Source organism: Vibrio sp. TRT 1302, from assembly GCF_050113875.1.
Lineage (GTDB): Bacteria > Pseudomonadota > Gammaproteobacteria > Enterobacterales > Vibrionaceae > Vibrio.
In genome coordinates this window covers 73926-85683 of the sequence record NZ_JBNJOF010000006.1, presented here as the reverse complement: position 1 = coordinate 85683, position 11758 = coordinate 73926, and the positions used below count along the sequence as shown (strand labels likewise).

12 protein-coding genes are annotated in these 11758 nt (G+C 44.7%); 2 read left to right on the top strand and 10 right to left on the bottom strand.

The window, feature by feature from the left end:
• Nucleotides 1-136 precede the first annotated feature (136 nt).
• The 3 genes from ACQEXP_RS10570 to ACQEXP_RS10560 form a co-directional block, all read right to left on the bottom strand.
• Nucleotides 137-550: a hypothetical protein gene (locus ACQEXP_RS10570; protein ID WP_426969777.1), complete on the bottom strand. Its 414-nt coding sequence runs from the start codon at nucleotides 548-550 to the stop codon at nucleotides 137-139.
• Nucleotides 551-716: 166 nt separating this feature from the next.
• The gene (locus ACQEXP_RS10565; protein WP_426969775.1) at nucleotides 717-1136 is read right to left on the bottom strand and encodes a hypothetical protein; all 420 of its coding nucleotides are present in this window, start codon (nucleotides 1134-1136) and stop codon (nucleotides 717-719) included.
• On the bottom strand, nucleotides 1126-1575 hold the full coding sequence (locus ACQEXP_RS10560; protein WP_426969774.1) for a hypothetical protein: 450 nt from the start codon (nucleotides 1573-1575) through the stop codon (nucleotides 1126-1128). The genes ACQEXP_RS10565 and ACQEXP_RS10560 overlap by 11 nt, the downstream gene beginning before the upstream one ends.
• Before the next feature lie 111 nt (nucleotides 1576-1686).
• Between ACQEXP_RS10560 and ACQEXP_RS10555 the strand changes: the two genes are divergently transcribed.
• Both ACQEXP_RS10555 and ACQEXP_RS10550 read left to right on the top strand, forming a co-directional pair.
• Nucleotides 1687-2247 carry a DJ-1/PfpI family protein gene (locus ACQEXP_RS10555; RefSeq protein ID WP_426969772.1) on the top strand — a complete coding sequence of 187 codons (561 nt, stop codon included), beginning with the start codon at nucleotides 1687-1689 and terminating at the stop codon, nucleotides 2245-2247.
• 68 nt (nucleotides 2248-2315) lie between these two features.
• On the top strand, nucleotides 2316-2591 hold the full coding sequence (locus tag ACQEXP_RS10550; RefSeq protein ID WP_269377441.1) for a ribbon-helix-helix domain-containing protein: 276 nt from the start codon (nucleotides 2316-2318) through the stop codon (nucleotides 2589-2591).
• Between the two features lie 9 nt (nucleotides 2592-2600).
• Here the strand turns inward: ACQEXP_RS10550 and ACQEXP_RS10545 are convergent, their stop codons facing one another.
• From ACQEXP_RS10545 to acnB, 7 genes are all read right to left on the bottom strand, one after another.
• On the bottom strand, nucleotides 2601-3632 hold the full coding sequence (locus ACQEXP_RS10545; protein ID WP_426969770.1) for an ABC transporter ATP-binding protein: 1032 nt from the start codon (nucleotides 3630-3632) through the stop codon (nucleotides 2601-2603).
• Entirely contained in the window at nucleotides 3632-5257 is a 1626-nt protein-coding gene (locus ACQEXP_RS10540; protein WP_269377443.1) for an ABC transporter permease, read from the bottom strand. The genes ACQEXP_RS10545 and ACQEXP_RS10540 overlap by 1 nt, the downstream gene beginning before the upstream one ends.
• 220 nt (nucleotides 5258-5477) lie before the next feature.
• On the bottom strand, nucleotides 5478-6494 hold the full coding sequence (locus ACQEXP_RS10535; protein WP_269377444.1) for a Fe(3+) ABC transporter substrate-binding protein: 1017 nt from the start codon (nucleotides 6492-6494) through the stop codon (nucleotides 5478-5480).
• Between the two features lie 161 nt (nucleotides 6495-6655).
• Nucleotides 6656-7885 (bottom strand): ammonium transporter, encoded by a 1230-nt coding sequence (locus ACQEXP_RS10530; RefSeq protein WP_426969767.1) that lies wholly within the window; start codon nucleotides 7883-7885, stop codon nucleotides 6656-6658.
• Nucleotides 7886-7911: 26 nt separating this feature from the next.
• On the bottom strand, nucleotides 7912-8250 hold the full coding sequence (gene glnK / locus ACQEXP_RS10525; protein WP_269377446.1) for a P-II family nitrogen regulator: 339 nt from the start codon (nucleotides 8248-8250) through the stop codon (nucleotides 7912-7914).
• A 189-nt stretch (nucleotides 8251-8439) separates the two neighbouring features.
• Nucleotides 8440-8811, bottom strand: coding sequence for a YacL family protein (locus tag ACQEXP_RS10520; RefSeq protein WP_269377447.1), 372 nt, complete (start codon nucleotides 8809-8811; stop codon nucleotides 8440-8442).
• A gap of 212 nt (nucleotides 8812-9023) precedes the next feature.
• Nucleotides 9024-11612 carry a bifunctional aconitate hydratase 2/2-methylisocitrate dehydratase gene (gene acnB, locus ACQEXP_RS10515; RefSeq protein WP_269377448.1) on the bottom strand — a complete coding sequence of 863 codons (2589 nt, stop codon included), beginning with the start codon at nucleotides 11610-11612 and terminating at the stop codon, nucleotides 9024-9026.
• Between the last annotated feature and the right edge of the window lie 146 nt (nucleotides 11613-11758).

The following is an 11758-nucleotide window of genomic DNA, read 5'->3' as shown; positions in this document are numbered from 1 at the left end:
GGCGTTCTACGCCGAAATTTCCGATCTGAGATTTTCATGATCTTAGCGCTCTTCAATAGCACCTTCATCATTAACTACTTGAACCAACAGCTGTTGCTCTGTGGTTAAGAAGACCATGATTATCCTCAAGATAGCGTTAATCACATGTTTCCGGTGGAAGAACGTACGTCTTGCTTGAGTACTTCAATGTAAACTCTCTCTGAGATGTGCATTCTATGTAGTTTGATATTTTTACTTTATCCCTTAACGAGGTATCTACATAATGTCCTATCAGAGCACCAATTAATGCACCAAATAGCATTAACCTTAGAGTTAATCTAGGGAGTTGAATACCTGTAACAACATTGAGTAATGCCATTGGGATAGAAGGAAGGAAAAAACCAAATAATACAAATGACGATGTATTGTTAAGGTATCCCGACACCTTTATTACGGGTTCAATTCCTAAACCTTTCACGCTATGAATCAAATCATAAATTCCCAACCCACACCATGCCGAAAACCCTATAAAAAATAGTAAAAATGCAAGCTTTTTTAATAAATCTATCATGCTGATCAATTAAAGACTCTACTGTTTCTTTCATAGGTTTGGTGAATTGGTGCTGAGTATCCAAGTCAGATATATAGCCCCCGATCTTAAATGCTGAATAAGCAAATAAACCTAATCCAATTGTTGCTCTGTGGTTAAGAAGACCATGATTATCCTCAAGATAACGTTAATCACATGTTTCCGGTGGAATAACGTACGTCTTGCTTGAGTACTTCAATGTAAACTCTCTCTCAGATGTGCATTCGATATAGCCCTGTTCGTAGAGCTTTTCTTTTAATGCTACATTCATTCCCCAACCAAGGAAAAAAGAGATTATTGTTATTATACCGATAGCAATAAATACTATTTTGGGTATCCATGTTAATGTTCTTCCGGTCACAAACCCTATTGAGAACAGGATAAATATCCCACCAAAAAGGGCGAATCCTGCTAGTGATGAGGCATCGTTAATAGCTCCGCTAACCTTTATTAATTTACTTTGATTATTGAAGTCATTAATGATGTTTAATGATTGCTCCCAACATATCCAAACAAACGGTATTAGTCCGAGAATGAACAGAAAGGCTTTAACTCGACTAATTTTCATCAATTAATCTCTCCATTCCTTTTTTCATTGGTTCTGTGAACTTGTATTGTTCATCTAATGTAGATACTTCATACCCAATGGCAAATACAGCTATAGCAAAAGCTCCAAGTAAAATAGCCGTTGGAGGAGTTAAAGCAAAAAACATAAGACCTGCTCTTAATATAAAACTCCCCCCTTGAGCTATCACACCAGCAACCACTCCCTTAGATATATCCGCCGTAAATTGCCCTACGACTTCACCGAGTGTCTTTTCATCATGAAGCATATAGTCAACCGCATTGACCGCACCACTAAACACGGCTTCGACATAAATGTTGCCTCTCAAAAAGCTGATATTGCCTTCAACAGTAGCTAAATTATTAAAGAACATCTGCCCATTGGGTCTATTTGATTGTAAACACTTGATCTTTATGCCAGTTTCAAATCTCGATTTGGTCATATCTCGTCGGTGACTCAAGCATGAGGGACTTTCTGTAGTAACCCACTACTACCCACAGTTGTAAATAACTTGTTAAATTGCCATTCCAACAATCAAAAGTGGAGATTTAACATGGCAAGTGTACTCATCATCGCCGGTGACTTTGTTGAAGACTATGAACTGATGGTGCCGTTTCAAGCATTACAAATGGTTGGGCATCAAGTCAAAGTCGTTTGCCCTGGAAAGCAGAGTGGTGAAACCATTAAAACCGCGATTCATGATTTCGAGGGGGATCAAACTTACACTGAAAAGGTTGGTCATCTATTCAGCCTCAATGCGGATTTTGCACAGCTCAACGTTAACCAGTTTGATGCGCTGTTAATTCCAGGCGGCCGCGCCCCAGAATACCTACGCCTCAACCCTCAAGTGATTGAAATTGTTCAGAGCTTTGTGGCGCAAGACAAGCCTATCGCCGCGATCTGCCACGGAGCTCAATTACTGGCTGCAGCCAATGTTATTCAAGGAAAATCCATCTCGGCCTACCCAGCTTGCGCTCCCGAAGTCACCCTAGCCGGAGCGCAATATGCAGAGCTTGAAATGGATCAAGCACTCACGGATGGCTTATTTGTTACAGCACCTGCTTGGCCCGCTCATCCGGCTTGGCTGGCACAGTTCCACGCACTAATAAGCTAGACCAAAGGCGTAGTGAGTTTTGCGCGAAATTCACTATGCTAAGAAAAAACAGCTGGGTTAGGAAAGCTATGTGTGAAATCTATTCCGGAGCAGAAGAGCAACTCTTTGAGCTCAAATCTCGTTCAGTTCGTATCGATGGTGTCGTCACTAGTATCAGGCTGGAAGCGGTATTTTGGAAGATAATAGAGGACATTGCGAGCGATGCGGATATCTCTGTCGCAGAATTTTTAACTCGAATTTACAATGAAGTGATACAACAAAGAGGTGAGTTGGGTAACTTCACCTCTTTGCTACGTGTCGCGTGTACCACCTATCTAAATGGTGGCAAACGGATTCAGATCTAACCTAAATGGCTAAAACGCCAGTACGCCTTGCGTTTCCACTTTAACGGAGACTTGCTGACCAATACTCAAAGGTTCTGATGAGCTGGCAAGTAAACGGTGACCACCCGCGTCAATCACGTAACGGCAATGATCTCCCATAAACTGTTGCTCAAGCACTGTCACACTGCTCTCTTCTGCTGCACTGATCTGGACATGCTGAGGGCGAAGTAATAACTCGCAATGCTGACCAACTTCAATGTTCTGCTGTGCTTTCGCTTCTACCATGCCTAGCTGGGTCTCATATTCTAAGTCTGAAGCCCGAGTCGCTTTGAGATAGCTACCACCACCCAAAAAGTCAGCAACAAACTTACTTGAAGGCTGATAGTAGAGCTCGCTAGCCGTACCATATTGCTCAATCACGCCATGGTTCATCACCGCCATTTTATCAGCGAACGCGAAGGCTTCTTCACGGCTGTGGGTAACGAAAATGGCAGTAACACCCTGTTTCTTAAAAATCTTACGAATCTCGCCAATTAACTCATGGCGAACCTGCGTATCGATATTAGAAAATGGTTCATCAAGTAACAAAAGGTCCGGTTTGTACGCTAGTGAACGCGCTATTGCCACCCGCTGTTGCTGACCACCTGAGAGTTGGTGTGGGTATCGCTCCCCGTAACCATTGAGATGCACTAATTCAAGCATCTCTTCCACTTTGGCATTCTGTTCCGCAACCGACAATTCACGTAACCCAAACGCAACGTTCTGAGCCACAGTAAGATGTGGAAACAGCGCATAATCCTGAAAGATCATACCAATATTACGCTGCTCGGGAGGAAGCCAGTTTTTGCCATCATCGATCAGCATGCAATTTAGGCTCATCACGCCAGAACTTAACGGCAACAAGCCTGCAATCGCTTTCAATAGTGTTGTTTTACCGCAGCCACTTGCCCCAAGCAGACAAACAATTTCCCCCTGCTCCACTTCGAGAGAAAGTGATTCAAGAACAGTCGTCTCTTGATCGTACTTACACGTTAAGTTTTGTATTGATAGGGCACAGCTCATCAGTGTGAATGCTCCAGTGAACGGTTAACAATAACTAAAGGGACAAGACCAACTAAAACCAGTAGCACAGCTGGTAACGCCGCTAACTCTAACTTCTCATCAGACGCGAAGTTATAAACATAAGTCGCCAATGTTTCAAAGTTAAATGGTCGTAGCAATAAAGCGGCGTTTAGCTCTTTCATTGACTCAATAAAGACCAGCAAAGCCGCTATCAGAGCCCCACGACGGACAAGAGGCAAATGAACTCGTCTTAGCATCTCGTTGGAGTTACATCCCATAGTGCGTGATGCCATATCAAGAGACGGTGAAACTTTGCTTAAACTGCTTTCAATACTGCCAATCGCCACAGCAGAAAAACGCACCACCATAGCAAAAACAATCGCAAACATTGAGCCAGAGAAAATCAACCCAGGACGCCCCCACTCCATGTACTTTGCAACATCATTGACTAAGTGGTCCATAGACAATACCGGAACCATAACACCAATGGCTAAAACCGTTCCTGGAACAGCATAGCCCATCGACGATAAGCGCATAAAGGCTAAGCTTTGACGGCTAGGGTTGACACGCTGAGAAAAATTAACGATCAACGCAACCATTACACCAATGAATGCAGCCGCAAGAGATACGTAAAGACTATTTAACGCATATTCGCGGAACTCCGCCGTCCAACTCTGTGCGAAATACTTGTATGCATAGATAAGCAGTTGACCAAGTGGGAGAATGAATGCCACGCAAACCAGCCCCCAACACCATGTTAGCGCCAGCCACTTTTTCCACCCGACAAGCTCGTAACGAAAATCTTCACGGCTACTAAACTGGCTCTGAAATAGCTTCTGTTTTCTGCGGCTATAGCGTTCTGCACTTAAGAGTAAAATCACCACAACGAGCATAATGGCTGAAATTTTTGCCGCAGCAGTGAGGCTTGAATAGCCTAACCAAGTGTCATAAACCGCGGTAGTTAATGTATTGACTGCAAAGTAGCTAACCGTTCCAAAATCACCAACGGTTTCCATTGCCACCAAGGAGAGGCCGACGGCCATAGAGGGGCGTGCAAGAGGAAGCGAGATCCGACGGAAACTTTCCCACGGTGAACACTTGAGCAATCGAGCCGATTGCAGCAAAGAGACATTCTGCTCCATAAACGCTGCACGGCATAATAAGTAGACGTATGGATAGAGCACCAGTGACAGTACAATAGTCGCTCCTGTCAGTGTTCGAATATCAGGGAACCAATACTCACCGGGTCCCCACCCTGTCAGATCGCGGAGAAAAATCTGTACCGGACCTGCAAAATCAAACCAGTCCGTAAAGATATAACCGACGATATAGCCAGGCATCGCCAGTGGTAACACCAATGCCCATTGTAAAATGCGTTCACTCGGAAGGCGGCACATCGCCATAATCCAAGCCGATGGAATACCAAGTAGCAAGGATAACAACATCGTTCCTATAACAAGAACGACGGTGTTATACGCATAGGTCGGCATTACCGTTGACATCAAATGACTAAAAAGCTCATTTGTTTCGCCCACAGCAGTAGTGAATATCGCTAAGATCGGCAAAACCAGTAGTAAAGCAAGCGCTCCACTACTGGTTTTCCATAGGTAATTTTTTTCTTTCATCGCCTAATTACAACGAGGCTGTATGAAACATAAATGCAGTTGCAAATACATCTCATATCCCTTTAATAGTTTAAGGGTATTTATACCCATATACTTCAAGGAGTTCAAGGTGAACAGCTCTTAGCCGTGAGTATAAAAACAAACAACCCCAAGTAACTTAACGAAAAGCGACTTGAGGCTGTATTTTAGTCAGTCATATTCGACTCACTACCTAAAACTATTATAGGTCGAACTTCACTTCGTCTAGCAGTTTGATTGCTGCTTCGTGGTAGTTAGCAACGTCATCTAGAGAAATCGTGTCAGGCTTGAAGTCACCCCAAGATGCCACTAGCTCAGAACGCTTAACACCCTCTTTTACTGGGTATTCGTAGTTAACTTCTGCGTACATGCTTTGTGCTGTATCACCCGCTAGGAACTCCATCAGTTTCTGAGCGTTTTCTTTATTTGGTGCGTACTTAGCCATTGCCATACCAGAGATATTTACGTGAGTACCTGTAGTTTTCTGGTTAGGGAAGTTAATGTAAACCGCGTCAGCCCAAGCTTTTTGCTCAGCATCGTTAATCATGTTACCTAGGTAGTAGCTGTTACCTAGAGAAACATCACATAGACCTTCTTTGATCGCTTTAACTTGTGCACGGTCGTTACCTTGAGGTTTACGTGCTAGGTTCGCTTTTACGCCTTCCAACCACTCTTTAGTCGCTGCTTCACCTTCGTGAGCAATCATCGCAGAAACTAGAGATACGTTGTATGGGTGCTTACCGCTACGTGTACAAATTTTGCCTTTAAATTCAGGCTTAGCTAGGTCTGCGTATGTAAAGTCTTCACCTAGACGACCAACACGGTCACGAGAAGAGTAAACGCTACGAGTACGAGTTGTTAGAGCAAACCACTCGTTATTTGTATCTTGGTATTGAGCTGGGATGTTCTTTTCTAGCACTTCACTCTCTACAGCTTGAACTAGGTTTTTCTTAGTCAGCTCAGAAAGACGGCTAATATCAACGGTTAGGATAACGTCTGCTGGGCTGTATTCACCCTCTTGCGCTAGCTTCTCTGCCAGACCTGTCTTAGCAAACTTAACGTTTACTTTGATACCAGTTTCTTTTGTGAACTCGTTGAACATTGGCTCAACTAGGAATGGCTGGCGGTAAGAGTATACGTTAACTTCTTCTGCAGCCATCGCAGCTGAAGGAGCAATTGTTGCACATGCTAATGCAGAAAGAGTTAGCAGCTTTTTCATTGGTTCAATCCTTTAGTATTCGAAATGATAACGTTTATCAGTTGCGTTATTATATTCATCATAGTCGAGAAAACAATGATGCAAAACAAAAAAACCTGCTCATTTGAGCAGGTTTTTGATAAGTTTATTTGTAACTGTTTGTTACGTCACATCTAGTATAATTACTTCACTGTCACGAATTCAGGGTAAGCACCTACGCCACAGTCATGCATATCCATGCCTTCCATCTCTTCATCTTCAGAGACGCGAATACCCATAGTGGCTTTCAGTACTGCCCACACCGCAAGGCTTGCACCAAATACCCAAGCGAAGATAACTCCAGCACCCAGAAGCTGTGCACCAAATGATGCATCACCATTGCTTAGTGGAACAACCATCAGGCCGAAGAAACCACATACACCGTGAACCGAAATCGCACCAACTGGATCATCAATCTTCAGTTTGTCCAAGCCGATGATGCTGAACACCACGATCGCTCCCGATACCGAGCCAATAGCAACCGCATACAGTGGCGATGGAGACAGAGGATCTGCAGTAATAGCGACTAGACCTGCTAACGCACCATTTAGAATCATCGTAAGGTCGGCTTTACCCCAAGTGGTCTTACATACAAGCAGTGCTGCAATGGCACCCGCCGCCGCTGCTGCGTTGGTGTTCAGGAAGATCTGACCCACTGCTGTCGCATTTTCAAAGTCTGACACCATCAGCTGTGAACCACCGTTGAAGCCAAACCAACCAAACCACAGGATGAATGTACCCAGTGTCGCTAGCGGCATGTTAGAACCAGGAATTGGGTAGATTTCACCATTTTTACCGTACTTACCTTTACGTGCACCCAGTAGTAGAACACCCGCTAGTGCTGCTGCTGCACCCGCCATGTGTACGATACCTGAACCTGCAAAGTCACTGAATCCCGCTTCAGATAGGAAGCCTCCGCCCCAAGTCCAGTAGCCTTCCATTGGGTAGATAAACGCTGTCAGTACCGCAGAGAAGATAAGGAATGACCAAAGCTTCATACGCTCAGCAACCGCTCCTGATACTACCGACATCGCTGTAGCAACAAAAACTACTTGGAAGAAAAAGTCAGATTCAAGTGAATGATCCGCACCCTCTCCTTGCGTACCAATCAAGGCACCAAATGATGGTAGCCAACCACCTTCGCCGTTATCGACATACATGATGTTGTAGCCAACGACTAAATAGGTGGTACATGCGATCGCGTACAAGCAGACGTTCTTAGTTAAAATTTCTGTCGTGTTTTTTGAGCGAACAAGACCCGCCTCCAACATTGCAAAGCCTGCAGCCATCCACATAACCAACGCACCTGAAATGAGGAAGAAAAAGGTGTCTAGTGCGTAACGTAACTCTGTTACTGTTGTCGTTAATTCCATCGTATTATCTCCAGTCCTTTGAATTCTTAAAGTGCTTCAACGTCCATTTCACCCGTACGGATGCGGACCGCCTGACTCAGGTCGTAGACAAAAATCTTGCCGTCACCGATTTTTCCCGTGTGCGCAGCTTTAGATATCGCCTCAATGACGCGGTCTACATTGTCTGCCTGTGTCGCTATCTCTAACTTTACCTTTGGTAGGAAGTCGACTTGATATTCCGCACCACGGTAAAGCTCGGTGTGTCCTTTCTGGCGGCCGAAGCCTTTCACTTCTGAAACCGTCATCCCTTCGATACCGACATCAGCAAGCGCTTCTCGAACATCGTCTAATTTAAATGGTTTGATAATCGCGTTTATAAGTTTCATTGCATCCTCTCTGAAGCTGTCATCCTTTTTGTTATTAAGTAATCCAAGCTGCGTGCCAAGTTTTTAAGTTGTTGATAATTAATGAAAACACATAAAATCCATGACCCAATAACAAAAAAGGCGCACCATTTAGGTGCGCCTTGCTCACAATTTTAAGGCAAGCGTTCAATCGCTCACCATAGAAGTGCATTACTTGGTCGTCAGGAATGTTTTCCACTGTGCGATCAGATCTTCAAAGTCCTCAATGCCGCAACTTGCCGTGCTTTCACTATCATAAAAATCAAACTCACTATCACTGTCCATTTGCTGACCATGAGCCAGCACGTTTTCTTGAACAATGACCTCATCTCCTTGAATACTCAGTGAGATCTCAGTTCCTTCGAGTTGGTGCTCCAGTTGAGGGTTTAAGCGGGCGTTTTCGATCAAGCGTTCGACTTGTTCGATTTTCTGCCAGTCTTTACTTACTTCTTCCTGCAACCAGCGACCTACGATTTCATGCCCCATACTGGACTTAACATAGTATTCGCCCATGAGGGTATTTCTAATAAATTCAAATTCCATCGGACGCCTCTGTTTATTCCACCAAACTTAATCGGCGGCAGTATACAGGGTCAAGAATCGAGAACCGAGAAAATTATGGTTTGTTTAGGCGTCATACTACCCACTTCTTTAGCCACAAAGCTTCTATCACCTCAGATTCGAAGGGCACAACCAAAAAAAAGCGCCCACCTTACGGTGGGCGCTTTATCAGCTATTCAGTATTCCAGAGCTTGTTAAGCTGGCTCTTGGAAAATCACTGTATCGGCTTTTGCCGTGTACTGAGACATCTTATGGAAGTTCAAGTAACGGTATGTATCCGCTGCCGTTGCATCAATCTTAGATGCGTACTCTAAGTACTCTTCTTTCGTTGGGATACGACCAAGAATCGCACCCACCGCAGAAAGTTCAGCAGAAGCTAGGTAAACATTCGCACCAGTACCTAGACGGTTCGGGAAGTTACGAGTCGACGTAGACATCACTGTCGACTTATCAGCAACACGTGCCTGGTTACCCATACATAGTGAACATCCCGGAGTTTCAATACGAACCCCAGCACGGCCGAAGATACCGTAGTAACCTTCTTCTGTTAGCTGATCCTTATCCATCTTAGTTGGTGGAGCAACCCACAGACGAGTGCTAAGAGAACCATTGAACTCTTCTAGCATCTTACCCGCAGCACGGAAGTGACCAATGTTGGTCATACAAGAACCGATAAACACTTCTTGAATCTCAGTGCCTTGAACGTCAGACAGTAGACGAGCATCATCTGGGTCATTAGGAGCACATAGGATTGGCTGGTCGATGTCAGCAAGATCGATTTCGATAACGTGAGCGTACTCTGCATCAGAGTCAGCTGTTAGCAGTTCAGGATTTGCTAACCACTCTTCCATCCCTTTAATACGACGCTCAATAGTACGTACATCACCGTAACCTTCCGCGATCATCCACTTAAGCATAGTGATGTTCGAGTTTAGGTACTCTTCGATAGACTCTTTTGAAAGCTTCACGGTACAGCCAGCTGCACTACGCTCTGCCGAAGCATCAGAAAGCTCAAATGCCTGCTCTACAGATAGATGCTCAACACCTTCAATCTCTAGAATACGACCAGAGAATTCATTGATCTTACCTGCTTTTTCAACCGTCAATAGACCTTGCTGAATTGCGTAGTAAGGAATCGCATGTACTAGGTCACGTAGAGTAATACCTGGCTGCATTTCACCTTTAAAGCGAACCAAAATTGACTCTGGCATATCCAGTGGCATTACACCAGTCGCGGCTGCAAATGCAACAAGACCAGAACCTGCTGGGAACGAGATGCCTAGAGGGAAACGAGTATGCGAGTCACCACCTGTACCGACGGTATCAGGCAGTAGCATACGGTTTAGCCATGAGTGAATAACACCGTCACCAGGGCGTAGAGAGACACCACCACGGTTCATGATGAAATCAGGTAGAGTGTGGTGAGTGTTAACATCAACTGGTTTAGGGTACGCAGATGTGTGACAGAATGACTGCATCACAAGATCCGCAGAGAAGCCAAGACACGCAAGGTCTTTTAGCTCATCACGCGTCATTGGGCCAGTTGTATCCTGTGAACCGACTGTTGTCATCTTAGGTTCGCAGTATTGACCTGCGCGAACACCTTCAACGCCACACGCTTTACCAACCATCTTCTGAGCTAGCGTGTAACCTTTAGTTGAAGCTGAAGGATCGACTGGCTTAGCAAACAGATCCGTTTCGCCTAAACCAAGCGATGCACGAGCACGGCTTGTTAGACCACGACCGATAATCAGAGGGATACGACCACCAGCGCGAACTTCATCCAGCAGAACTTTACCTAGCTCAAAGCTAGAAATTTCAACGCCATCTTTACGAACAACACCTTCATAAGGATAGATATCAATCACATCACCCATGTTCATGTCTTGCACGTTCAGTTCGATAGGTAGTGCACCAGAATCTTCCATTGTGTTGTAGAAGATTGGAGCAATTTTACCACCCAGACACACGCCACCAGTGCGTTTGTTTGGTACGTAAGGAATATCTTCACCCATAAACCAAAGAACAGAGTTTGTCGCTGATTTACGAGAAGAACCTGTACCAACAACGTCACCAACATACGCTAGTGGGATGCCGTCTTTTTGTAGCTCTTCGATCTGGCTAATAGGACCAACGCTGCCTGGTTGATCTGGATTGATACCTTCACGTTCCATTTTTAGCATCGCTTTTGCGTGCACTGGAATATCAGGACGAGACCAAGCATCTGGTGCTGGAGATAAGTCATCAGTGTTCGTTTCACCGGTAACTTTGAATACTTTAACAGTAATTTTTTCCGCTACTTTCTCTTTAGCAGTAAACCACTCAGCATCCGCCCAAGATTGTAGGACTTGCTTAGCTGAATCATTACCTGCTTTTGCTTTCTCTTCTACATCATAGAAAGCATCAAACATCAGTAGAGTATGAGAAAGAGCTTTAACAGCGATAGGAGCCAACTCAGCGTCATCTAGAAGAGAGACTAATGGCTCGATGTTGTAACCACCTTGCATAGTGCCAAGCAGCTCCGCCGCTTTTGCTTTGCTGACAAGTGGTGATGAAACCTCACCTTTAGTGATAGCGGTTAAGAAACCTGCTTTAACATACGCAGCTTCGTCTACACCTGGTGGGATACGGTTTTCTAGGAGGTCAAGAATAAACTCTTCTTCACCTTGAGGCGGGTTCTTCAGAAGTTCCACAAGGCCTGCAACTTGCTCGGCATCTAGTGGTTTAGGAACAACTCCTTCGGCAGCACGCTCTTCGACGTGTTTACGGTAGGCTTCAAGCACGACTTTTTCCTCTCATTGCGGTTCCTCCCTCTTATTGCTATTTGTTCAAAGAATAAGGGAGTGAACATCCTTGGAAACTTGGCTCTCCATGCCATATTTTTCATTCAATCTTGACTGAGAAACAGTGCCAGAGAGGCCAAACTGTG